The sequence below is a fragment of the Gorillibacterium terrae genome (genome assembly GCF_051594785.1).
Lineage (GTDB): Bacteria > Bacillota > Bacilli > Paenibacillales > NBRC-103111 > Gorillibacterium.
The window spans coordinates 528,011-552,239 of record NZ_JBPPGI010000002.1 but is presented as its reverse complement, the minus strand read 5'-3'; the positions used below and the strand labels follow the sequence as shown (position 1 = coordinate 552,239).

The 24,229-nt window shown below is 59.5% G+C and carries 22 protein-coding genes; 3 read left to right on the top strand and 19 right to left on the bottom strand.

The features are described from left to right. Positions 1-131: 131 nt before the first annotated feature. Both ACSEXS_RS12595 and ACSEXS_RS12590 read right to left on the bottom strand, forming a co-directional pair. Entirely contained in the window at positions 132-1,337 is a 1,206-nt protein-coding gene (locus tag ACSEXS_RS12595; RefSeq protein WP_438433572.1) for an acetate/propionate family kinase, read from the bottom strand. Continuing rightward, on the bottom strand, positions 1,334-2,206 hold the full coding sequence (locus ACSEXS_RS12590; RefSeq protein WP_438433571.1) for a 3-hydroxyacyl-CoA dehydrogenase family protein: 873 nt from the start codon (positions 2,204-2,206) through the stop codon (positions 1,334-1,336). Before ACSEXS_RS12590 ends, ACSEXS_RS12595 begins: the two co-directional genes overlap by 4 nt. 393 nt (positions 2,207-2,599) lie before the next feature. On the opposite strand from ACSEXS_RS12590, the gene ACSEXS_RS12585 reads away from it, so the two are divergent. Next, a complete protein-coding gene (locus ACSEXS_RS12585; RefSeq protein ID WP_438433570.1) occupies positions 2,600-3,016 on the top strand; it encodes a MarR family winged helix-turn-helix transcriptional regulator in 417 nt (138 codons plus the stop codon). Next, positions 3,013-3,837 carry an NAD(P)H-binding protein gene (locus tag ACSEXS_RS12580; protein ID WP_438433569.1) on the top strand — a complete coding sequence of 275 codons (825 nt, stop codon included), beginning with the start codon at positions 3,013-3,015 and terminating at the stop codon, positions 3,835-3,837. Before ACSEXS_RS12585 ends, ACSEXS_RS12580 begins: the two co-directional genes overlap by 4 nt. A gap of 28 nt (positions 3,838-3,865) precedes the next feature. Here the strand turns inward: ACSEXS_RS12580 and ACSEXS_RS12575 are convergent, their stop codons facing one another. The 4 genes from ACSEXS_RS12575 to ACSEXS_RS12560 form a co-directional block, all read right to left on the bottom strand. After that, complete coding sequence (locus tag ACSEXS_RS12575) at positions 3,866-5,368, bottom strand: AAA family ATPase (protein ID WP_438433568.1); 1,503 nt, start codon at positions 5,366-5,368, stop codon at positions 3,866-3,868. Beyond that, positions 5,361-5,894 carry a hypothetical protein gene (locus ACSEXS_RS12570; protein WP_438433567.1) on the bottom strand — a complete coding sequence of 178 codons (534 nt, stop codon included), beginning with the start codon at positions 5,892-5,894 and terminating at the stop codon, positions 5,361-5,363. The genes ACSEXS_RS12575 and ACSEXS_RS12570 overlap by 8 nt, the downstream gene beginning before the upstream one ends. A 141-nt stretch (positions 5,895-6,035) precedes the next feature. Beyond that, positions 6,036-6,572: a cell wall elongation regulator TseB-like domain-containing protein gene (locus ACSEXS_RS12565; protein ID WP_438433566.1), complete on the bottom strand. Its 537-nt coding sequence runs from the start codon at positions 6,570-6,572 to the stop codon at positions 6,036-6,038. Then, complete coding sequence (locus ACSEXS_RS12560) at positions 6,572-7,876, bottom strand: amidohydrolase (RefSeq protein WP_438433565.1); 1,305 nt, start codon at positions 7,874-7,876, stop codon at positions 6,572-6,574. Before ACSEXS_RS12560 ends, ACSEXS_RS12565 begins: the two co-directional genes overlap by 1 nt. 212 nt (positions 7,877-8,088) lie before the next feature. Between ACSEXS_RS12560 and ACSEXS_RS12555 the strand changes: the two genes are divergently transcribed. Next, positions 8,089-8,706 (top strand): DUF47 domain-containing protein, encoded by a 618-nt coding sequence (locus ACSEXS_RS12555; RefSeq protein ID WP_438433564.1) that lies wholly within the window; start codon positions 8,089-8,091, stop codon positions 8,704-8,706. A gap of 125 nt (positions 8,707-8,831) precedes the next feature. Here the strand turns inward: ACSEXS_RS12555 and ACSEXS_RS12550 are convergent, their stop codons facing one another. From ACSEXS_RS12550 to ACSEXS_RS12490, 13 genes are all read right to left on the bottom strand, one after another. Further along, complete coding sequence (locus ACSEXS_RS12550) at positions 8,832-9,458, bottom strand: redox-sensing transcriptional repressor Rex (protein WP_438433563.1); 627 nt, start codon at positions 9,456-9,458, stop codon at positions 8,832-8,834. Beyond that, a complete protein-coding gene (dinG, locus tag ACSEXS_RS12545; protein ID WP_438433562.1) occupies positions 9,455-12,316 on the bottom strand; it encodes an ATP-dependent DNA helicase DinG in 2,862 nt (953 codons plus the stop codon). Before dinG ends, ACSEXS_RS12550 begins: the two co-directional genes overlap by 4 nt. An 82-nt stretch (positions 12,317-12,398) precedes the next feature. Next, positions 12,399-13,007 (bottom strand): tetratricopeptide repeat protein, encoded by a 609-nt coding sequence (locus tag ACSEXS_RS12540; protein ID WP_438433561.1) that lies wholly within the window; start codon positions 13,005-13,007, stop codon positions 12,399-12,401. A gap of 107 nt (positions 13,008-13,114) precedes the next feature. Next, on the bottom strand, positions 13,115-13,501 hold the full coding sequence (gene panD, locus ACSEXS_RS12535) for an aspartate 1-decarboxylase (protein ID WP_438433560.1): 387 nt from the start codon (positions 13,499-13,501) through the stop codon (positions 13,115-13,117). Between the two features lie 4 nt (positions 13,502-13,505). Next, entirely contained in the window at positions 13,506-14,411 is a 906-nt protein-coding gene (gene panC, locus ACSEXS_RS12530) for a pantoate--beta-alanine ligase (RefSeq protein WP_438433559.1), read from the bottom strand. Between the two features lie 35 nt (positions 14,412-14,446). Then, positions 14,447-15,373 (bottom strand): 3-methyl-2-oxobutanoate hydroxymethyltransferase, encoded by a 927-nt coding sequence (gene panB, locus ACSEXS_RS12525; RefSeq protein ID WP_438433558.1) that lies wholly within the window; start codon positions 15,371-15,373, stop codon positions 14,447-14,449. Between the two features lie 272 nt (positions 15,374-15,645). Continuing rightward, the gene (locus ACSEXS_RS12520) at positions 15,646-17,049 is read right to left on the bottom strand and encodes a YheC/YheD family endospore coat-associated protein (protein ID WP_438433557.1); all 1,404 of its coding nucleotides are present in this window, start codon (positions 17,047-17,049) and stop codon (positions 15,646-15,648) included. 31 nt (positions 17,050-17,080) lie between these two features. Beyond that, positions 17,081-18,166, bottom strand: coding sequence for a YheC/YheD family endospore coat-associated protein (locus tag ACSEXS_RS12515; RefSeq protein WP_438433556.1), 1,086 nt, complete (start codon positions 18,164-18,166; stop codon positions 17,081-17,083). Continuing rightward, positions 18,163-18,957: a YheC/YheD family protein gene (locus tag ACSEXS_RS12510; protein ID WP_438433555.1), complete on the bottom strand. Its 795-nt coding sequence runs from the start codon at positions 18,955-18,957 to the stop codon at positions 18,163-18,165. Before ACSEXS_RS12510 ends, ACSEXS_RS12515 begins: the two co-directional genes overlap by 4 nt. Positions 18,958-19,090: 133 nt before the next feature. Next, positions 19,091-19,378, bottom strand: a complete 288-nt coding sequence (locus ACSEXS_RS12505; RefSeq protein WP_438433554.1) for a stage VI sporulation protein F — start codon at positions 19,376-19,378, stop codon at positions 19,091-19,093. Between the two features lie 121 nt (positions 19,379-19,499). Beyond that, positions 19,500-21,554, bottom strand: a complete 2,055-nt coding sequence (recG, locus tag ACSEXS_RS12500) for an ATP-dependent DNA helicase RecG (RefSeq protein WP_438433553.1) — start codon at positions 21,552-21,554, stop codon at positions 19,500-19,502. Then, entirely contained in the window at positions 21,551-22,408 is an 858-nt protein-coding gene (locus ACSEXS_RS12495; RefSeq protein ID WP_438433552.1) for a DegV family protein, read from the bottom strand. The genes recG and ACSEXS_RS12495 overlap by 4 nt, the downstream gene beginning before the upstream one ends. Before the next feature lie 11 nt (positions 22,409-22,419). Continuing rightward, on the bottom strand, positions 22,420-24,219 hold the full coding sequence (locus tag ACSEXS_RS12490) for a DAK2 domain-containing protein (RefSeq protein WP_438433551.1): 1,800 nt from the start codon (positions 24,217-24,219) through the stop codon (positions 22,420-22,422). Positions 24,220-24,229 lie beyond the last annotated feature (10 nt).

Genomic DNA, 24,229 nt, shown 5'->3' with positions numbered 1-24,229 from the left:
GGCCGCTATTCGGTTACAGCGTCAACGTGTGTACGCGAGCAAGGAACCTGGGCGGAAAGAAAGACCGATTCCCCTTAAGGAATCGGTCGGAGCCCGCAACGCGGCTTTGTAGGTACGGCCGCCGCGGAAAATTACTGCTGTTCGGTGACCAGGCGATACGTATCGCGGGCGATAACCAATTCCTCGTTGGTCGGAACGACCAGCACTTCCACCTTGGAGTTCTCGGTCGAAATGCGGCGGGGATCGTCGGAACGGACGGCATTGAGCGTTTTGTCCAGCTCGACGCCGAGGTAGGTCAAGTTCTCGCACACCGCTTCCCGAACATAGAGGGAATTCTCGCCGATCCCGGCCGTGAAGACGATGACGTCCACTCCGTTCATGGCAGCGGCATACGAGCCGATGTATTTGCGCAGGCGATACTCGTACATGTCGAACGCCAGCGTAGCGTTGGGGTCGCCGTTCGCCCGACCGTCGGTGATCTCGCGCATGTCGCTGCTGATTCCCGAGATGGCAAGCAGGCCGCTGTGCTTGTTCAGCATGGAATTGACTTCGTTGATCGTGAGGTCTTCCTTGTTCATCACGTACGGAACGATGGCCGGGTCGAGGTCGCCGCTGCGGGTTCCCATCATGAGCCCTTCCAGCGGAGTCATCCCCATGGAGGTATCGACGGAAACGCCGCCTTCAACCGCCGTCAGACTGGCCCCGTTGCCGATGTGGCAGGTGATGATCTTCAGCGATTCGATCGGCTTGCCGAGGAACTCCGCCGCCTTCTGGCTGACGTAGTAGTGCGAGGTGCCGTGCGCGCCATAGCGGCGGACCTTGTACTTGTTGTACAGCACGCGGGGAATCGGGTAGAGATACGCCTTCTCCGGCATGGTCTGATGGAAGGCGGTATCGAACACGACGACTTGGGGTACGCCGGGCATGTTCGCTTCGGCGGCGTTGATGCCCATCATCGCGGCCGGGTTATGCAGCGGCGCCAGGTCGATCAGCTTGCGGATTTCTTCCTTCGCCTGCGCATCGACGAGCGAGGAAGCCTTGAAGTATTCGCCGCCGTGTACGACGCGGTGGCCAACGGCTTGGATCTCATCGATCGACTCCAGCACGCCGCTGACTTTGTCGGTGAGCTTGTCCAGTACTTTGCGGATCGCCGTGTTGTGCTCCAGGATTTCGCTGACTTCCGTCACGGTTTCCTTGCCGGTCGGCTTGTGCGTCAGGATCGACGAGTCCATCCCGATCCGCTCCACGAGGCCCTTGGCGAGCACCGATTCGTCGGTCATGTCGTACAGCTGGTATTTCAGCGAGGAGCTTCCCGAGTTAATGACCAGTACCTTCATACCCGAACACCATCCTTGTTATAGCGGAAGAAGCCTTCTCCGGTCTTCACGCCGAGTTGTCCGGCCCGGACCATCTTCTTCAGCAGATAGTTGGGACGGTATTTCAATTCGCCGTATTCCTTGAACATCCGGGCGAGCGCCGCATTCACGGAATCCAGACCGAAGCGGTCGCACATTTCCAGCGGACCGTATTTGAAATCGTAACCGTCGCGCATCGACGCGTCGATATCCTCGGCCGTTGCGACCCCTTCGGACAGAGCGGCGATCGCTTCGTTGATCAGGATGCAGATCAGCCGGGTCGTCACGAGACCCGGAGATTCGTACACCTGAATGCCCTTCTTGCGCAGCGTTTCTTCCAGGAAGCTGCGGGCCGTCTGGATGGTCTCGTCCGAGGTGCGGATGCCGCGGACCACTTCTACGACGTCGATCTCGGTCATGGGAATCAGGAAGTGCATGCCGATCACGCGCTCGGGATGGGCGCAGGCGCCGGCGAGCTCGGTCAGGCTGAGCGTGGAGGTGGTGCTCGCAATGATGACTTCAGGCGGGCAAACCTCATCCAGCTTGCGGATCAGCTGCTTCTTGTTGTCGAGGTCCTCCGTGATGCTCTCGATGACGAGTTGACAGGAAGCGAGGTCTTCCAAGCTTTCCGCGCGGCGCAGGCGGCCGAGGATCAGCTTCTTCTCGGAGCTGGTAATGCCCCATTTCTCAATCTGCTTGTCCAGCCCGTTGCTGATGGTGGCTACCGCGGCGTCCAGCTTTTCGCTGCTGCTCTCCAGCATGTAGACGTCGAGGCCGCTCTTCGCCAGCATCTCGGCGATGCCCTGGCCGACGGTCCCGACGCCGACTAAACCGATTTTGGTAAATTTCATATGAACTCCACCCGCTTTTCATGGTCTATACGAATCCGATCGGTCTTGCACGAAAAGACTCGCGCAAAACACACCATGTTAAATGATACATGGTTTTCGAAAAATTTTCATCTTTTTCTGTCGGGCTTCACAAAAAAGCCACCTATTTCCCGGCTGCTCGACGACTGTCCCCAGCCTGCAGCAGACGCCCTACCGCCTTCAGTTTGCCCATTGGAGCCGTACGCGCATTCCCGGCAGACAAACCGACGGAGTTCGACCTGGCGAAAGGGATTGACGGAGAGCCGCGCTGGAAAGTATGATTTAGTTAATGACTTAACTAGTTTGGAGTGGTGCTTCATGCTTTCCCGGCAATCACTTCCGCAACAGCCGTTGCCGTCTCAGGTTTTTTTCGCCTTGGTCGACGCTACGGCGGAGCTCGTCGACATTTCGGAGAAGCATTGGCAATCCCTCGGGACGAGCGGTGCGCGAACGCGGATCTTGGTCGAGCTGATGAAGGAAGGCGGCTCTCTGCTTCCCTCAGCCCTTGCCCGCAAAATCGGCGTGACCAAAGCGAACATCAGCCTGCTCCTCGTGCCTCTGGAACGCGAAGGTTTGGTAAGCCGGGGTCCGCATCCCGAGGACGGACGGAAAACTGTCATCTCGCTGACGGCAGACGGAGAGCGGACCCTGCTCCGCAACCTTCCCGAGAACCGCAGACGAATCGAAGACCGCATGCAAGTTCTAAGCCCGGCCGAGCAACAAAGCCTCCTCGGGCTGCTGACCAAGCTGAAGAACAATCCCCCGGCGGAAGCCGAAAGGAGCTTACCATGACCCTTATCCTAACGGGAGCGAGCGGCAAGCTGGGCCGGTTGATCATTCGGAACCTGCTTGCCGCCGATCCGTCCGCCGACATCGTCGCATGCGTTCGCTGCCCCGAAGCGGCAGCCGATTTGGCGGAACAGGGCGTAACCGTCCGCCGCTGCGACTACGACCAGCCGGAGACCCTGGTTCCCGCCTTCAAGGAGGCGGACAAGCTGCTGGCGATCTCCAGTCCCCATCCGGACGATACCGTACGCATGCGCCAGCATGCCCATCTCGTGGAGGCCGCTAAGCGGGCGGAGGCGAAGCATCTCCTCTATACCGGCTTTGCCTTTGCCGAAAAAGGAACCGTCCCGCTCTGCCATCTCCATCTGGCCACCGAACAGGCCATCCGCGCCTCCGGCATCCCGTTCACCTTCCTGCGCAGCGCCTTATATACCGACGTAGCCGAAAGCTTCGGCCTTCGCCAAGCCCTAACGAGCGGCGCGGTGGTGACAGCTTCGGGAGCATGGAGGTTCAACACGGTCACCCGCAGCGACTTGGCCGCCGCCATAGCCGCCGTCCTGCTCGGGACTGGCTTCGAGAACCGCAGCTTCAACCTGACCGCAGCCCGGAGCTGGACGTTCCCCGACTTGGCTGCCGCCTTGGAAGCCGTGTACGGCCGGCCGGTTCAGCATCGGGTCGACCCTCAGACCCAGCACTGGATCTACGGATTCCTTAGCCGGATCGACAGCTCCTCGACCTCAGCCGACCTGCAGTGTCTCCTGGGGAGACCGCCGATAACGCTAACGGAAAGCATCCGCTCCCTGCTGGAGCAAGACCTCTCCGCCTAACCGAACGAAAAAAAGACGACGGGCTGTTTCAAGCCGTCGTCTTTTGTTTAATCATAGAAAGCAGGTTACGGAACTGTGCGCCCGACATGACCTCTTCCTTCACCAGGATGGCGAGGGATTGATGGAACACGTTGCGGTTGCGCTCCAGAATCTCGCGGGTATGCTCCGTGAGCTGGTTGATGATCCGGTTATTCTCCTTCATCAGTTCCTCTTGCGTGACCATCTCGCGGTCGACGATGCCGAGCGCGGTGAGTCCCGAATCCATCATCGTCTTCACCAGGTTAAGCACCTGTTCAAAATCGTTGCGCGAGCCGGTGCTGCGGTTGCCGTAAAACATTTCTTCCGCTACGGCGCCGCCGAGAGCGACCATGATCCGGTCCTCGAGCTCCTGCTTCGTATAGAGGTATTGATCCGCCTGCGGATTATGACGGACATAACCCAAAGCCTGGCCGCGCGGGCTGAGCGCAACCTGGGACACCGACCCCGGTTTGACCGCTTCGGCCATAATGGCATGCCCAAGTTCGTGCATGGCCACCCGCTCCCGCTCCTGCTTCGTGCTTTCGCGATCGGAGCGTTCCCCCATCAGCACTTTGTCCACCGCCGAGGAAAGATGGCGGTGCTCAATGACATCGCTGCCTTCTCTCATGGCGTAGACCGCCGCTTCATTCATCAAGCTTTCCAACTGGGCTCCGGAAAAATTATAAGATTCTTCCGCCACCTTGGCCAGATCGACATTCATGGCGATCGGCTTGTTTTTGGCATGGATATTCAGAATGTGCAGCCGTCCCTTCTTGTCGGGAAGGTCGACCTGAATCTGCCGGTCGAACCGTCCGGGACGCAGCAGCGCACTGTCCAGCATTTCCTTGCGGTTGGTAGCGGCCATGATGAGCACCCGCGGAGTTTCCGTGGTATGAATCCCGTCCATTTCGGTCAGGAGCTGGTTCAGCGTCTGATCGTATTCCCGATGCTGGCCGCCGTCCCGCTTGCCGCCGATCACGTCGATTTCGTCGATGAAGACGATCGCGCTGTCCTTGTTCTCTTTCTGCGCACGGGTACGGGCATCCTTGAACAGGTCGCGGACACGGCTCGCGCCGACGCCGACGTACATCTCCACAAATTCGCTGCCCGAGGCCGAGACGAACACGGAATTGGTATAGTGCGCCGCGGCCTTCGCCATCAGGGTCTTGCCGGTTCCCGGAGGCCCCTCGAGCAGAATGCCTTTCAGCGGGCGGATACCGAATTTCTTGATCTCATCGTGACGAATGAGAAAGTCCAGCGCTTCCTTCAATTCATTCTTCGCGCGGTCCTGGCCGCCGATATCTTCAAAGGTCAGATAAGACGGCGTCCGCGGCTTCGACTTGCGTTCCACCGCCGTGGCGATGGCTCCGCCCTTCGGGCGCGTGAACAGGAAGAAGGCCGCGACAAAAACGACGAGCGTCAGAAAAGGCACAATATTAACGCCGATGAAGGCCAGGAAGATTAACCCGGAGATCACGGCGCCGATGGCGATTTCTTTCCAGTATTTATTCATTCGGCCACACTCCCATGGATGCCGGAACCCGCGGCAGGATGATATATTTGCTGTTTTGACCGTCCGTCAACCGGATATAGACATTGACCTCGTCCATTTCCGTCATCGCTTGAAGCGAAGGAACCGATTTGGCTTGCTTATTCAACAACTCGGGGATATCCCCGTATTTTTTCGTATCCATCGCCTGGGCCACGCCGAACAGGGCATTCGACCACCAGTCGTCAATGGCGGCGGAGGACTGGCTCTGCACGTTGATTTGAATCTCGCGGCCCCCGACCAGCGAGGCTCCATCGGTCTTGATCGACTGATAGATCTGGCGGAGATTGGCGTCTTGGGACAGCTTTAAGGAAACAACGACTTGCTTATTGGAAAAAGTGGCGTCAACCTGCTCCACACCGGCATTTTTTTTGACGAGATCAGCCAGCGGATTCTCCATCGCATAACTGCGATACATAAACCATCCGCCAAAAAGAAGAGTTCCGGAGGTCAGCAGGGCGATAAGAATCGGCAATACTTTGAGCTTCATTAACGTCCGCCTTTCATTACTAGATTTTGATGCAACAAGCTGATAGACAATAGTATATCACATTTCGCTGCTTCGTGCGGGCAAAAATGAAAAAACACTGAAAAAATCCCCGGGAAATGACCCAGGGATTCTCAACCATGCTTATTGCAGACTGAGGAGCCACTTGTCGAGCAGCGCTCCGTCTTTAAACCGGTAAAAGTTGTAGTAGAGCTTTTTCTTGCCGTCTTCGCCCTTCATTCGGTAAAACGACTGCCAGGCGTAATCGCCGTTGAACATCGCCGGTACAATGCGCAGCAGCTCTACTCCCGGGCTATCCATGAGGGTCTGCTTGCGCACCCATTCCTTGGTGACCCCTGCATCGGCAAACTCGCTGTGCGTCTCATTGCCCGCCACCCACACCAGCATGCTCCGGCCCTCGCCGTCCGCGCCTTCCACGATCATCATCGGCGCATCGCCGACATACGAATCCACCCGGTCTACGGATTTCAAAGAGGTCTGGGCCATGGCCGTCTGCACGGCTGCATCCTCATCGCTCCAAATCTGCGATTGAATGGACAGATAAAACCGGTAGCCGACAAATGTCAAGACACCGAGAACGACCACCGCAATCAGCAGGATCTTCGTTCCGAGCCGCATTCCCGAACGCGATCCCCGCCGGCTCGACATCCGAATGGCCATCAGGCCCCCATCAGCTTCGCATAGCGTAGGCGAAACTCCGCTTTAATCTTCTCTTCGTCGAGCGTCACGCACTCGCCGTTCCGAACCAGCGCCCGCCCATCGACCCACACGTCCGTAACATCCTTGGCCGATGCGGAATAGACGACATGGGACAAGTAATTGGAGGCCGGCTCGAAATGCGGCTGATCGATATCGAGGGCGATGAAATCCGCCTTCTTGCCGGCTTGGAGCCGTCCTGTCTCGGGCAGCCATACGGACTCGGCCCCGGCCGCCGTCGCCATGCGGAAGGCTTCGAAGGCGGGAATGGCTGTGGGGTCGCCGCTCACTCCTTTATGAAGCAACGCGGCGAGACGCATCTCTTCGAACAGGTCGAGGTTGTTGTTGCTGGCGGAGCCGTCCGTGCCGAGCGATACCTTGACTCCGGCGTGCAGAAGCTCCGGTACGGGAGCGATGCCGCTCGCCAGCTTCAGGTTGCTGCCGGGATTATGCGACACCCGCACGTCATGGCGGGCCAGAATCGCGATCTCTTCCGCGTTCAGGTGAACGCCGTGGGCAACCAGGCAGGGGCGGTCGAATACGCCGAGCTTCTCCAGATGCTCGACCGGTCTTACCCCGTAGTCGCGGACATTCTGCTCCACTTCGCGCGCCGTCTCCGACATGTGGGTGTGGATCGGCAGATTCAGCTCGGCGGAGGCCTCGACGAAGCGGAGGATGTACTCCGGCGGACAGGTATACGGGGCATGCGGCGAGATCATCGTGGTGATCCGCCCGTTCGCCGCGCCGTTCCATTCCCGGGCAAAGCGGATCGCTTCCGCCAGCTTGGTCTCTTGGACGTCCGGCGGGCACAGCCCGATGACGCCGCGGGCGAGCACGCCGCGCATGCCGGACGCCTCCACCGCTTGAGCCACTTCATCCATATGATCGTACATGTCCACGAAGGCGGTGGTTCCGAATTTAAGCATTTCGACGATCGACAGAAGCGTGCCTGCCCGGACGTCCTCCGCCGTGAAGCGGGCTTCGTTCGGCCACATCTTCTCCTCCAGCCAGACCTGCAGCGCGAGATCGTCGCCGACTCCGCGAAGCAGCGACATCGCCGCGTGCCCGTGGGTATTGACGAGTCCGGGCATGAACAGCCGGCGGGTGCCGTCGACGATCTCGTCGAAGCCCTTCGCTTCTTCCTCCGGCGGGAGTGCAGCTCCCAGATAGACGATCCGGTCCCCCTCCACGACCATCGAACCCCGCAAGACAGGTTCTTGTTCATTTGCCGTCAAAAAAATTCCGTTCTTGATCCAAATGCGCTTCATCGCACCGATTCCTTTCACAGTTGAGGCTTCCTTCCCAATGTACAACGGGTTTCCGGCAAAAGCAAGGCGCCCGTCCGCTTCGAGGGTAAGCCAATGTGGCGCCGCTCATTGCTTTGTGCCGAATGTTTATGTTACTTTAACTGATAGATATCTCTTTACGGCTTGCCCGTACAGACCCGGTTAATCTCTATCCAAAAGGAGCAAAGGACACCATGTTTCAGAAGAAAAGCGACACGGACTTTTACGGACTCTTGCAAGAAGCGGCCGAGAACACGCTGGTGGCGGCCAACCTGTTCCGCGAGGCGATGAGCGGGGCCAAACCGCCCGTCACATATATCGATCAGTTGAAGGACCTGGAGCATAAGGGCGACAACATCACCCACATGATTTACCGCGGGCTCAACAAGGTATTCATCACGCCCCTCGACCGCGAGGACATCATGGACCTGGCCAACCGGATGGACGACGTCATCGACTATATCGAAGAGACCTCCGCCCGATTCGACTACCTGATCATCGAGAAGTCGGACGATTACATGCTGAAATTCGCCGAAGTCATCGTCGGCGCCTGCGAACACATCCTGGATGCGTTCAAGCTCCTGGCCAAGAAAAAATACAACCAGATCAGCGAGCATACGGTCATCATCAACAGCTACGAGAACGAAGGCGACCGGCTGCTGCGCGAAGGCATCCGCAAAATCTTCACTTCGCCGACCGACCCTTACAGCGATTTCAAGATCAAGGAGCTGTACGAGCGTCTGGAAAAAGCGACGGATGCCTGCGAAGGCGTCGCCAATATTCTCGACAGCATCATTCTCCGTTACGCTTAAGACAAGCGTTCCTCCACTTGAAAAGCATACGAATAAACGGGCTGTCCCTCCGGTTGTTCTCCGGATCGGGCAGCCCGTTTGGTTTGGGTTCGCGTAAGTCTGGCCGTTCGTCGGCCTTGGCGAGCCTACTCCAGATAATAAGCCAGGCTCTGCAGCTCGGTGGTAAAGTCGGCGTAATGCACGCGGACGCCTTCCTTCACCTTCAGAATCGCCGGAGCGAAGGACAGGATCGCTTCGACGCCGGCGTCGACGAGATCGTCGGCCACCTTCTGCGCCTCGGAGCCGGGCACGGTTACGATGCCGACCCGGATGTGCTGCGCCTTGACCGTGGCCACCATCTCCTCCATCGGCTGGACGGTGAGGTTGTTGATCGTCGTGCCCACAATCGAGGGCTGGGAATCGAACAGGGCGACGATGCGCATGTTGTCGTTCAAGTACGCGTTGTAGTTGCTGAGCGCCTTGCCCAAGTTGCCCGCGCCGACCAGAGCGACGGCGATGTCGCGGTCGAGCTTCAGGATGTGGCGGATTTTCTCGATCAGGTACTCGACATCGTAGCCGATGCCCTTCTTGCCGAAATCGCCGAAATAGGCGAGGTCCTTGCGAATCTGGGCCGGATTGAGATCAAGCCGCCGCCCCAAGTCTTGGGAGGAAACCGTCTGAACCCCGTTTCCCATCAGTTCGGTCAAGTAGCGCAGGTAAACGGGCAGGCGGCGTACCACCGCCTCCGATATTTTCTCCGTCGTCGTCTTCATGCCTCTTCTTCCCCTTCCATCCATTCGTGAATGCGCGGAACCACTTGGCCGACCGTCATATGCTCGATCTTCGGGCCCGGCAGCGAATACAAGAAATGCTTCCCATAATACGTCTCCAGAATTCTCGTGTCGTACACCATCACGATGCCCTTGTCGTTCGCCGTGCGCACCAGGCGGCCGAAGCCCTGCTTGAACCGGATAACCGCCTGCGGGACCGACAGCTTCATGAATGGATTCTGTCCCGCCTCCTTGAGCTTCTCGCTCTTCGCTTCAACCAAAGGATGGTTGGGCGGCTGGAAGGGCAGCCGAACGATCGCCAGGCAGCTCAGCGCTTCGCCGGGAATGTCGACCCCTTCCCAGAAGCTGCTCGTCCCGAGGAGAATGCTGGTTCCTCCTCCCTGGAACAGCTTCACCAGCTTGCTGCGGCTCGTGCTGTCGATGCCTTGGCCGAGTACCTGAATCCCCTCTCCGCCGAGCCGGTCCTTCAGCTCGCCGTGCACCTGCCGGAGCATCCGGTAAGAGGTGAACAGCACCAGCATCCGGCCGTTCATCGCCTTGGCAACCTCGGCGAGGGAATCGGTAAGGGCCGCGATGAATTCCGCCTCGCCCTTCACGCCCCGGAGAACGGGGAAATTCCGCGGGATGATCATCAGGGCTTGCTCCCGGTAACGGAACGGAGACGGCAGCAGAACAGTCCGCAGCCGATTCTCCGAGGCCGCCTTCTGCAAGCCAAGCTGCTCGGTTATATAATTGAACGTCTTGCCGACCGACAAGGTGGCCGAAGTGAGAATCACGCTGTCTTTGACCGAAAAGAGCGCATCCCGCAGCATGGCGCTGACGTCGATCGGTACGGCGAGCAGCTGCAGCGATTTGATCCGCTGCTGGGTCGTCCCTTCCATCCAGTAGACGAAACCGCTGTCGGACTGCTTCAGGAAGAAGCGCAGCGCATCCCGGTGCCGGTACAGCTCCTTGATGCCGCCCGCGATGTTGGTAACAAGCCCTTGCAGCTCCAACAGCTCCTCCTGATCCTTCATCTCGACGATCAGCTTATCCAGCGACTTGAGCACCGCCGTCATCCGGGCGTACAGCTCTTCCTCCCGGTCGAGCAGGGTTCCCCAGCCCGCCGGCTGGCGTCCCTCGGGGATGCGCAGCGTCAGCGGGCCTTCGCCGCCGTCTCCGCCCGAGAAGGCCAGCATCTCATAGAGGAGAGAAGCCAGCTCCTCCCAGCGTTCGCGGATATCGAGGAGCGCGGGCTGGGCCTCGTCGATCGCTTCGATCCACACGCCCGCTTTGTCCCGGGAGATGTCCTCGGCGTGCAGCAGCCGATTGCGAACGAAGGGGAGCTGGCCTCCTCGTCCGTCGCGGAACAGTTGCGTGACCGCGTTCACAAAGGAATACCAGGAAATTTCGGAGCCCAGGTGCTTGACCGCCACATCCTCGAAGTTGTGGGCTTCGTCGACGATCAGGTGCTTGTAGCCCGGCAGAATGCGATGCTCCGCTTTCATGTCGGTGAAGAGCAGCGAATGATTGGTGATGATCAGGTCCGCCTCGTTCGCTTCGTTGCGGGCCCGGTGGTAAAAGCACTTCTTAAACCAAGGGCAGTTCCGGTTCAGGCAGGAATCGGCGTCGCTCGAAACCGAACGCCAGAACTCCATGCTGCCGCGGCCGAAGTGAAGCTCCTCGTCCTCTCCCCGCTCCGATTCGGTCAGCCACGCTACCATCTGGGCTGCCATCAGCCGGTCCTCCCGGCCGTGCTCGTATTCGGCGTACGTAAGCTTCTGCTCGTATTTGCGAAGGCAGAGGTAATGGCTTCTGCCCTTGAGCAGGGCCGCCCGGAACTCGACCGGGAAGATCTGCTGCAAGAGCGGCAGGTCCCGCTGTCTGAGCTGCTCCTGAAGGTTGATCGTATGCGTGCTGACGATGACTTTTTTTTGCTCGCGGATGCCATAATAGAGGGCGGGCAGCAGATAGCCGAGCGATTTGCCCGTTCCCGTCCCGGCTTCGACCAGCAGATGACTGCTGTCCCCGAACGCGGAAGCGACCGCTTCGGTCATCTGGTCCTGCGCCGGCCGTTCCTCGAAGACGTCGAAGGATTCCCGGAGCGCGGCCTTAACGCCCTCGTAAAACTCGGGAAACGGCATTCCCAGATGCCGGGAAGTCTCCGCCTCGTCCCGTTCAGGCGAATCCGTGCCCCAATCTTCCGCCGCGAGGAAAAATTGCCGGAAATAGCGGTCGCTGTCCGGATCGACGTCCGCCGAGCGCTCCTTGCGCGCCGCTTCCTGGTCGATGAACCAGGCAAAGTCCGACGGATCGTCGCGAAACACGGACGCGATCCTTTGAACCGTCAGCAGCGGGAAATCCTGAAACCGGCTCAAGCATTTGAGCCACAGCAGGGCTGTCGCCTCCGCGTCGGAATCGGCCCGGTGGGGACGCTCGTGCGGAATTTCCAGACTTGTGCAAATGTTACCGAGAGCCAGGCTCGGCAGCGTCGGAAAGCAGATGCGCGCCAGATCCATCGTGTCGAGCACCATGCCGTTGAACTTAAAGTACCCCGAATCCTCGAGAGCCCGCTGCAAAAAAGCAAAATCGAAGCCGGCGTTGTGCGCGACCAGCACGCTGTCCTGCAAAAAGGGCTGCATCTCCGCCACGACCTGTTCGATCGGCGGGGCCTCTCGGACCAGTTCGTCGTCGATTCCGGTAAGGGAGACGATGAAGGGCGGGATGGAGACCTCGGGATGGACAAAGGAAGAATAGCGGGCCACGATCTGTTCGTCTTCTATAACAACAAGGCCAACCTGAATAATGGAATCGGCAGGCTGGCCTCCGGTGGTTTCAAAATCCAAAACGGCGAATTTCATTCCGGCCGATCAATTCCCTTCTTCCATGCTCCTTTTAGCATACCAAACAATTGTTCTTTGTTCAAAAGAAAAAGCAGGACGCTTAGGTCCTGCGGTAAGGCCAGAATTCCTTGCTCCATAAAGCGGGCTCCATGAAGGAGGAGTCCGTCAGATCGGCCATTTTAAAATACCCGTAGGCTTGATCCATGTTGTGGTTGTGCACCTGAATGCAGCCCATGGCATTGTAGGAGATCGCCTTCAGCTTGCTGTTCTTGGTCAGCGGAACCAGCAGTTGGAAGTGCCGGTAGGCTTCGGTCAGCTCCCCTAACCGCAGGTAGCCCATCGCCAAGTAGACCCGTCCCAATAAAAAATCGGGGTACTCCCGGACCAGCTGTTCGAATTCGCCGACGGCCCGGGCGAACATGTGCAGCTTGTAATACCCCTGACCCTTGGCAAAATGCTCCGAGGCGGGCCGGTCCTCCGCGGCGGATTCCGGCAGGCATGCGGTTTCCGGCTCCTCCATCAGCAGGGAACCGCAGTCGGCCAGCTTTTCCTCGAACCGCAGCCACTCCTCCAAACAGCTGTCGCTCATCGCCTTCAGCATGCGGAATTGATCGGCCAGCTCTGCCCTGCGCTCGGCATCCGCGTCCCGGCAGTCCTCCAGAATCCCGTCCAAGACCTCGTTCATTGTCACGAACAACTCCTTGAACATGCCCCCGAGCCTCCCCCTCACGCGTTTGGTACGTTCATTTTGTGCCCGGGGGGAGGGTTTCATACCGGAGGAAAGCAGGGCGAATTCGGCTGATCTGGTACGTTTCGTTACCGGAGAACCGTCGAATGTTCTTCTTTGTAGGACGCGCTGACCGGCTGGTTGGCCTCGTCGAGCACGACCACCTTCGGGTTCAGCTTGCGGGCTTCTTCTTCGGTCATCATCGCATAGGAGATGATAATGACCTTATCTCCCGGCTGGACGAGCCGGGCGGCCGCGCCGTTCAGGCAGATGACGCCGGAGCCCCGAGGACCCGGTATGGTATAGGTTTCCAAGCGGGCGCCGTTGTTGTTGTTGACGATCTGAACCTTTTCGTTCGGGTACAGATCGGCCAGCTCCATCAGGTCTTCGTCGATCGTTATGCTGCCGACGTAATTCAGGTTGGCTTCGGTCACCGTGGCCCGGTGCAGCTTGGATTTCATCATGGTTCGAAACATGCGGTTATTCCCCCTTCGCTGCTTGCAGCGGCGACGCCAGCGCCTCCGCGATTTCTTGACGGGTCAAAAGCCGATTGTCGATCAGGCGCGTCTTGCCGAAGCGTACGGCGAGCGCGACGATCCAAGCGGATTCCGCCGCTTCCGCTCCGAATGCGGGAGCCAGTCCCGGATACGTGAGCACTTCCACGTAATCGATGTCCGCGAGCGGCATTTCCCCAATGCGGGCGCGAATCCGCGCCTTCAGCCCTTCCGCGTCTCCGCCGGCTTCGGCAAGCCATTCGGGCGCCCGGCGCAGGGTCTCCGACAGCACGAGTGCCTGGGCGCGTTCGTCGGCGGACAGGTACACGTTCCGCGACGACAGCGCCAGCCCGTCCTCGGCCCGCACGATCGGGCAGGGGACGATCTCGACGGGAAGGTTGAGGTCCTCGACCATCCGGGAGATGACCGCGACCTGCTGGGCGTCCTTCATCCCGAAGTAAGCCCGGTCCGGTCCCACCAGATGGAACAGCTTGCTGACCACCAGCGCCACTCCGTCAAAATGCCCCGGCCGCGAAGCGCCGCAGAGCTTATCGGTTATCCCGCCGACGGAAATCCGGGTAGCCGACGGCCGGGGATACATCTCGCTCGCTTCCGGCAGGAAGACGATGTCAACTCCGTTCGCTTCGGCGAGCTGGAGGTCCCCCTCCTTATTCCGGGGATATCGGTCCAGGTCTTCGTTCGGGCCGAACTGCGTCGGATTGACGAATACGCTCAGCACGACGGCATCGCTCTCCTTGCGGGCCTGCGCAAGCAAGCTGGCATGTCCCGCATGCAGATAGCCCATGGTCGGGACGAGGCCGACGCTATGTCCCTGGACTCGATGGGCAGCCACCGCTTTTTTCAGTTCCGCAATCTCCGTTACGACTTGCATGGTTCTTCCTCTCCTCTATGATTCTCTGTCGACTGTCAGTTTGAGGACGGGCGGCCCGCCCCATACAGCACTCCGGGCTCCTCGGATTGGGCGGCCGAATCGTCCTTCGCGGGGACCGTTTCCGTCCGGTTCTGTTCCTGCGGCTTCACCGCATGAAAGGCATGCTCGGGAGCCGGAAATTGCCGACTGCGGACTTCGTCGGCATAGGCGGTCAGCGCCTCCCGGATATCCCGGCCGATATTGGCATAAGCCTTTACGAAGCGTTTGGCGGCCGGCGCCGCTTCGTATTGCAGCACATCGTGGAAGACGAGAACCTGGCCGTCGCAGCCGTTGCCCGATCCGATTCCGATGGTCGGAATCGACAAGCCGCGGCTGATCTCGGCGGCGATCTCGGCGGTGACCAGCTCCAGTACAATGGCCGTCGCGCCTGCTTGTTCCAAGGCTTGAACGTCTTCCTTCAGCTTGAGGATCTGAGCGTCGCTCTTGCCTTGAACGCGGTAGCCGCCGAGGGCGTGAACCGATTGCGGCGTTAGCCCTACATGTCCGATCACCGGAACTCCGGCCTGGACAATCGCCTGCACCGTCGCCGCGATTTCACGGCCGCCCTCCAGCTTGACCCCCTTGCTGCCGCCTTCCTGCATGATCCGCGCCACATGGCCCAAAGCGCGGTCCACGCTGCCGTGGTAGGTCATAAAAGGCAGGTCCGTCACGACAAACGGCCGCTTGACCGCACGGTTGACCGCCCGGCTGTGGTAGATCATGTCGTCGAGGGTTACCGGGATCGTCGAATCGTAACCGAGCACGACGTTACCAAGCGAATCGCCGACGAGAATCATGTCCACGCCCGCTTCGTCCGCCAGCGCCGCCGATGGATAATCGTACGCGGTCACCATGACAATCGGGGTGCCTTCCTCTTTCATCTTTCGCAATTTCAACGTCGTGACCGGTTTCGGGTCAGCCATGGGTACCCCTCCTCGCAGAAATAAAAAACAAAAAGACCTTTCAGCCGAAACTGAAAGGCCATCCATACACAAAGAAGCTGTGTCGGCATGAACCTTCTGTCTCGGTCCTTACGGCTCTGAGCAGAATCCTCCATCTCCAACGTCAAGCACTCAAAAATCATTCCAATAGGCAAAACAAGGAGTACAGTTCCCTTGGGGATACCGCCTCCCTGTTAGTATACCAAATCCGGTCAGAAAGTCACTTGTTTTTTTCTGCCCTTTTTGTTGTACGGTTAAAATTTGCCGAGGTACCGGACGTATTGCACCACCCGCTTGACCGAGGGACGCACCTTAACCGGCGTCTCCTTCGCAGTGGGAGGGTTCTTCTCCTCCGCACCCAGAGGGGTATTGTCTTCCTTGGAGGGCTTGGAATTGATTTCGAGCAGCAGCACCCGGCCGCGGGTATCCACCGCGAGATCGATGCCGAGTTCGGCAAAGTGGGCGTCGATCTGCTTTTCCAGCGCTTCGGCGATGTCCAGCGACGCTTTACGCAATCGGGCCATGGCGGCCTCCTGCAGAGAAGGGGGCAGATTGGAATGGCCGATCGTTTCCCTGACGGTGGCCAGCCTGCCTCCGCGTGCCAAATTGGAGACAAAGGTATGACCCGCCGAGACGCGTCCGACAATCGAGGTCACTTCCCAGGCTCCGGTCTCGCCGCGCTGGACGAGGGACCGAAAGTCGGCGGAATTGCCGTCGATCTTGATGAGGTCGATTCCCTCCTGAATGAGGTACCTTCTTCCTGCCATCCGGGCGGACAAATGCTTGATCAGTGCGGGCTGGCCGGCGAAGGTTGCCTGGTTCACGGCTCCGTTCGCGCCGGCGATGTGACAGACATAACCCGAGGGGCTTCTGCCGACTCGGATAATGCCTTTGCCCAGGCTGCTGAGAATCGGTTTAAGAAAAATGACCGAATGCTTGCCGAGCATCTTCTTGAGCATGAGCGGATTCCGGTACAGGTACGATTCGGGCAAGTAAACGCCGACGGAGGTTTCTTTTTTCAGAGCCTGGAACACTTCCGCCTTATCGAGATATCGTTCGTTAAACAGCATTCCCCCCGTTCTCGCTTTGAAGGTGCGGAAGAACTGCTGAACCGGCGGCGAATTCTCGATCACCCGCGAGGTAATTCGATTGTAAACGGCGTCGGGATAAGGGAAGGAAGCGGCGTGCCAGCCGCCTTTCGAATAGGTCCAGCCGCTGATCGTCGCCGATGGGCCGACGGGCAGCCGATCCGCCGCAAAAAAGAATACCGCTGTGCCGAGCTTCTTCCCCGCTTCCGTCAGTTCGCGGCAAAACCCTGTCACGCTGCCGAACGGCCGCTCGGGATTGGAGCCGATCTTGCGAAGGAGAACGCCGAGCAGCGGGCCCAGCACGAGGGTATGTTCGGCGGCTTGGTGCCGCACGCACAGCGGCGTTCCGCCGGGAAGCGCCATCGCCGCTCCCACCGCCGGATGAAGCCGGAAGGCATTGCTCTTCGGCTCCACCCGCAGCCTCATTCTCCGCTCTGCGGAGCCGAATCGGAGCGTCACGGCCGTTCCCGTCACGAGCCCCAGCTTTTTAGCGGGAATTCCGCCGAGAATTAGGACATCCTCTTCCGCCCCCGCCGGGGAATGGGTAACCGTGATCTTGATTTTCGCCATGGTGAACCCCCGTTCGAATGGGAATGAATGCTCAGGTTCGGGCGCTTTGCGCATTGGCGAGATGCATGGCGTATCGGATGGGACGCTCCACCGCGGTTCGATAGAGCGAGCCGTTGCCGATGCTCTTGAATAAATCCCGACCGGGCTTCGGATTCACCTCGATCAGCCATACGCGCCCTTCGGTATCGATGCCGATGTCGAGGCCGAATTCCATCATCGAGCCGAATTGCGATTCGATCACCTTCACGACGGCAAAGGCCAGGTCATGGCATTCCTGCCGGATAGACGCCGCCTTCTCCGCCCCGAACCGGCGGGCTACCACCGATTCGAACGAAGCCGCCTTTCCGCCTCCGTGCAAATTGGACGTCGAGCTTCCCGGAGCTCCGACCCGCATGCCCATCCCCGTTACATCCCATTCCCCGGAATCGGTCTTTTGGATCAGCAGGCGGGCATCCGTCACCCGGCCTTCGACGAGGCTGAGGTCCAGGCCTTGCTGGATCATGAAGATTCCGTCGTGAATGCGCTCCTTCACCGTCCACACATCCAGCCAGCGCTTTAACTGGACCGGCGTCGCCAACCGGGTCCGGCTCTTGGTCAGCCGGCGGCTGCGGCCAAGCACCTCGTACCCCGAGGACAACCGGTTCACCCGGACGATACTGCTGCCTCCCGTACCGTTGCCCGGCTTGATGTACAGGAGCGAATGCTTTTCCAGCATACTGTTCAGGTTGGTTCCCGAGTATTCGACCGTCTCCGGCATCCAACGGGCCAGGGTCGGCTCCTTCAGGAACAGCCGGGTGATGCGCCACTTGTTGGTGAACCGGTTGTTGGCATAACGAAATAGGGAGGACGTCCGGAGCTTCATATAGTGGTCGCCGGGTCGGCGATGGCGGTCGATGACAACCTGGGGCCATGCGTATAGCTTCGATTTCCAGCTCCCGTCCGGCCCCGCCGTAAAGCCGCGAATCTGGCGGCGCTTCAGATCGACGTCGGCCGGGGAGAACAGGAAGGCGTCCGCTCCAAGCCGCGCTCCCGCTCGGGTTAACTCGCGGAAATACCCCGGTTCGCTGAACTTGAGCCCGTTGCGGTAGACCATGATACCGATGAGGGGCTTGCTCACGGAGCCTTCACCCCTTCCGGCTCGGCAGCGTCCGCAGTCTTCGGCAGACGGTTGTATCCGATATAGCGGATGATTTTTTGAAACACGCGTTTGTCCTTGAGGTTTTTGAAAATGTACGGATCGGGCCTCGTGTTGACTTCGATGATCCAAGGTTTGTGATCCTGATCGAGGCCGATGTCCACTCCGACTGCCGTCACAAAGGGGTAGCCTGTGTATAGGTGCTCCGCGATCCGGGTGCCAAGTTCATTTAAGTTCTGGACATAAGCCGGTATCTCCTTGGCCGGCATAAAACAGGCCAATAACGTCTCCAGCTCGATCGGCGTTCCTCCGCTATGGTAATTGGTGACGACCCGTTTTGGATGGGCGATGCGGGCGATCGTTCCGGTATGCTCCCACTTGCCCTCCGGGCTTTTTTGAATCATCACCCGAACGTCGAACGGCCTGCCCTTGATCTTGAGAAGGGGAATTCCCTTTTGCACCAGATGCGTTCTCTTCGAGGTAATCTTGCCAAGCGAGCGATACAGGCCGTCAAAGGTACGGAAAGCATGGCGCTTCAACCCAAGGTGATATTCGTAAGCACCGTCCTTGGCGATCCTCACCCGGATCACACCGCGCCCCCCGGTTCCGTTATTCGGCTTGACATAGACCGTCCGGTATCGCGTCAGATAGGCCGACAGGTTGCTTTTGGACTCCGCGACGGTATCCGGAATATAGGCCTTGAGCTCGGAGTTTTCGCTCAAGTGCTGGGTTTTCATCAGCTTGTTGTTGGGCAGAACGGATCGCTTTTCCATTTTAGCCTCCGATTTGGGTTTTAGTACTTCTATATGATGACAAGGGAGGCTTTGCTACGACGGAACGGCCGGGCGGCTGGCCGCAGACAAAAAAAGGCCATTTCCCCAAAACGGGAAAATGGCGGCTCCTCCTTCAACGGAACATCCCCCAAAGCCGGAGCAAATGAAACGTGTTGTTCGGATCGATCCTCTGATCGAGCACGAAGCGAATGATGCCGCTGCGCTGGCGCTCATTCAGGTTTTCGCCGAGGATGGCGGACATCCGCTGTACAAGCCTCCCGACGAAAGCCGGGTCCTGTAGATGAAGCTTGGTCACTCCGCTGATTTCCGCTTTGACTCGCTCCTTGACGAGCGGATTCTTCATCTTGGCCTTGATCCGGTCCACCAGCGCCTGATCGACGCCGTAGTTCAAGTAACTCATGGTGACACCTCCCGTACATTCCACTCTATGAACGCGGAACGCAAAAAAGAAGGCCGGTACCCGAAAACGGGCACTGGCCTTCTCCAATCATAACGGACAGACGGACGCGCAGCCGCCGAAGCTAATCCAGCAGTTCGCCGCTCAGCACGCCTTCCCGTTCCAGGAAGCGCCGGAGCTCGGCATATTCGGCGGCGGTCCAGAACTCGGAACGGCTCACGAGCTCGGCCGCATCGTCCCGCGCTTCCTCCAGCACGGCGAAGTCGGCCATCAGATCGGCCACTTTGAACTCCGGCAGCCCGCTCTGTTTGGTGCCGAAATAATCCCCCGGGCCGCGCAGCTCCAGGTCCTTGCGGGCGATCTCGAAGCCGTCGCCCGTCTCCGTCATGGCGCGCAGCCGCTCTTTGCCCGTCTCGCTCTTCGGCTCGGCGATGAGGATGCAGTATGACTGATGCGGGCCGCGTCCGACGCGGCCGCGGAGCTGGTGGAGCTGAGACAAGCCGAAACGGTCGGCGTCGTAGATGACCATGACCGTGGCGTTCGGTACGTCGACCCCGACCTCAATGACGGTGGTCGAGACCAGCACCTGGACGGCGCCTTCCGCGAACGCAGCCATGACGGCGTCTTTCTCTGCGGCCGGCAGGCGGCCGTGGAGCAGGCCGACACGCAGCCGCGGGAAGAGGTGCGTCAGCTCGGCGTGAAGATCGAGGGCATTCTGCACGTCGAGCTTCTCCGACTCCTCGATAAGCGGGCAGATGATGTACGCCTGCCTCCCCTGATCGACCTCCTTGGCGATGAAGGCCATGATCCGCTCCAGCATCCGGTGTCCGACCGCATAGGTATGAATCGGCAAACGCCCTTTGGGAAGCTCGTTCAGGGTGGACACGTCGAGGTCGCCGAAGGCGGTGATGGCGAGCGTTCGCGGAATGGGCGTCGCCGTCATGCTGAGAATATCCGGATTCATTCCCTTGCGGCGCAGGATCGCCCGCTGGTTGACGCCGAAGCGGTGTTGCTCGTCGGTTACCACGAGCCCCAGCTTACGGAAGAACACATCCTCCTGAATCAGCGCGTGCGTGCCGACGACGACATCGGTCATGCCCATCTGCAGGGAGGCCAGTGCCTCCCGGCGCTCGCGCGCGGTCAAGCTGCCGGTCAGGAGGCCAACCTGGATGCCGTACGGTTCCAACAGCTTGGCGAGCGACTTGCGGTGCTGCTCGGCGAGAATTTCCGTCGGCACCATCAGCGCGCCCTGGTACCCGGCTTTCACCACGGCGAACAGGGCGACTGCAGCGACCACGGTCTTGCCGGAGCCGACATCTCCTTGCAGCAGCCGGTTCATGCAGGCCGGCTGCTGCAGATCGTCGAGGATCTCGGCAATCACCTTAAGCTGCGAGGATGTCAACCGGAACGGCAAAGCCTTGACGAACGCCCGGACGGCGGGAAGGTCGACCGGATGCGCCACTCCGTCGGCGCGCCTGCGCGTGAGCGCCCGGAATGCCTGCATCTTAAGCTGGAAGAAGAAGAATTCCTCGTAGACGATCCGCTTGCGCGCCTTCGCTCCCTCCTCCAGGCTTCCCGGCTGGTGGATGAGCGAGATCGCCTGCTTGCGGGCAAGAAAATCGTATTTCGCGCAGAGCTCGGCCGGAAGGTTCTCGCCAATCATGGCGCCAAACTGGCGCAGGGCCTGCTGAATGGCCCGGCGCAGCCAGGACTGGCTGATCGGCCCGCCCACCGAGTACACCGGCTGCAGGGTGCCGCTTCGGCCATCCGAGCGGCCGGGAAATTCCGATTCGGAGACGGTGATCTGCTGGCGGTGGGAATCCCATTTACCCGTGAGCAGGATGTCCGTCCCCGGTCGGAGCTTGTCTTTCAGGAAATGCCGATTAAACCATACCGCCGATACAAAGAACCGGTCCACGACCACCCGGCAGGTCAAACGGGACTTGCTGCGGCCCATCATGTGCAAGGACGGCTCGCCGTATACCTTGCCTTCGACCGTCACCTTCTCGCCATCCTTGACTTGGCTCAAGTCGCGCAGCCGGTAGTCTTCGTAGCGGAATGGAAAATAATCAAGAAGCCCGCCGACGGAGGAGATCCCCAGTGCGCCGAGGTCCTCCGCCTTTTGCGGGCCTATTCCGTGTACTTCACGGACAGGAAGGTCGTATAAGTTCGGATTCATGCCTTGATGACGAACAGCGCGACGGTTCCCGGTCCCGAATGGCTGCCGATGGCAGGTCCGACCCAAGTGAACGTCGTTCGCTTGACATGGAATTCTTGATTGATCAGCGCACTGAGCGTTTCCGCTTCTTCCCGCGCATCTCCGTGGGAGATGCCTACTTCAATCGGCTCATCCGGCTTCCAGGTTTCCCTCAGCAGCTCGAGAATGCGGTCCATCGCCTTGCGCTGGCCGCGCACCTTGTCCACCGAGGTAATCTCGCCGTCCTCGTCGATCGACAAAATCGGTTTGATCTGCAGCATGGAGCCGAGGATGGCCGCCGCTTTGCCGATCCGGCCGCCCTTGTGCAGGTATTGAAGGGTATTGACCAGGAAGAAGAGCGAAGACTTCTCATCCAACTCCTCCAGGAGCTTCAGGATTTCATCCCGGCTCTTCCCGGCTTGGGCCGCTTCCGCTGCCCGAATGACGCGAATTCCCGTCCCGAAGGAAGCGGTCCGGGAATCGATCACCGTGATGTCCCGCTCCTCATCCAGCATGGACCTGGCCAAAACGGCCGATTGGTAGGTTCCGCTGAGAGCGGAGGACAGATGGATGGAAATCACCGGCGTTTCCGGGTCCGGCCCGGTGAGCGCCTTGTATTTGGCCAGAAAATCGATCGGCGAAGGCTGAGAGGACTTCCAAGGCTGAGAGGACTCCGAGAATCGCCGGTAAAATTCCTGGGGTTCTATCGAAAGTGAATCGATATAGGTCTGGCTGCCGAAGTGCACCTTCAGCGGGACGACCTCGATCTCAAGCCGCTTGCGAATCTCCTCGGGTATATCCGCCGTACTGTCGGTAACCACGCGAACCCTGCTCATACCGTCACCCCTTATTCGACTGCAAACAGATAAGGATACAGCGGCTGTCCGCCCGCATGAACTTCCACTTCCGCATCGGGGTAGCGGCTGGCCACGTAATCGGCCAATCGGGAGGTGTCCTCCGCCCGCGCTTCTTCGCCGGTCAGGAAGGTTACGATCTCGCCGCCGTTCTCCAGCATGCTGTCCAAGAGCTTGCAGGAGGCTTCGACCAGATCGGGCTCGGATACGACAATCTTGCCGTCACGGATGCCGAGATAATCGCCTTCCTTGATCTCGATCCCGTCGATGGAGGTGTCGCGGATGGCATGGGTCACTTGGCCGGATACCACCTGGGCGATCGCCCGGTTCATCGCTTCCGTATTGACTTCGGTATCGGCGGTTTCCTGAAAAGCGACCAGAGCGGCCATACATTGAGGCACCGTCTTCGTGGGAATCACGACGATATCCTTATCCTCCAGCAGTTCCTTGGCCTGCTTGGCGGCCATGATGATATTGGAATTGTTCGGGAACACATAGACCGTGTCCGCCGGCACCTGCTCAATCGCCTTGACGATGTCCTCGGTGCTCGGGTTCATCGTCTGGCCGCCGGAAATCACTACATCGACGCCGAGGCTTTCGAAGATTTCCGAGATTCCCTGGCCCATGGCCACCGCTACAAAACCGAACGGAACCGGAGGCAGCTCCTCCGGGGCGGAAACCGTGATCGGTTCCGGGATCTCGTCGGCGATGGGCACTTCTGCACGAATTTCCTGGGTGATGGCATCGGTTCCCGTCGCCTGTCCGGGCGGAGCATAGCGGTTGTCGTATTCGTTGCTCAGCAAAATATGGGTATGCTGCTCCCGCATGTTCTCGATCTTAATGCGCGTCAAATCGCCGAACGACATGGCATGGTTCATGACCTCGCCCGGGTATTCCGCGTGGACGTGAACCTTCACCAGATCGTCGTCGGCGACGACGAGGAGCGAATCGCCCATCTGGCTCAGCTTGCCGCGGAAGACTTGCTCGTCGAACGGGTGACCCTGAATCTTGGCCGGATTCAGCTTAATGATAAATTCGGTGCAATAGCCGAATTGGATGCTTTCCGTAGACAGCTTCGACTGAGCGGTTTCTCCGTGCGGGTTCGCTTCGGGAACCGCGACCGGAGCGGCGGCTTCCGCGGCCGGAACCGTCTCGGCCGCGCGTACGGCCTGTCCGGTCAGAGCGGCGAGAAAACCCTCATAGACGCAAACCAGCCCTTGTCCGCCCGCGTCGACTACGCCGACCTGCTTCAGAACGGGCAAGAGATCGGGCGTTTTGGCCAGCGCCGCCTTCGCTGCGTCGACCACTTCCTTCATTAGATCGGCAACGTCCGTCGTCCGGCGGGAAACGTAAAGCGCATGCTTGGCCGTTTCCTTCGCAACCGTCAGGATCGTTCCTTCCACCGGCTTGACCACCGCTTTGTACGCAGTCTCGACGCCTTGCTGGAGCGCCGCCGCGAATTGGGCCGGAGAGATCTCCGTATAAGGTTGAACGGATTTGGCGAAGCCGCGGAAGAGCTGGGACAGGATAACCCCGGAGTTCCCCCGCGCGCCCATCAGCAGGCCCTTCGAGAGGGCATCGGCGGCTTTGCCGATCTCGGCTGCGGGCTTCCGCTTCATCTCCTCCATTCCGGAGGTCATGGTGAGATTCATATTCGTACCGGTGTCGCCGTCCGGGACGGGGAACACGTTGAGCGCGTTCACGTTGTTCACGTTGTTCCGCAGGTTCCCGGCGCCGGCGATGACCATCTCGGCAAAGTCGTTACCATTTAAGGCAGTAAAGCGCTTACTCAAGTAAATATCT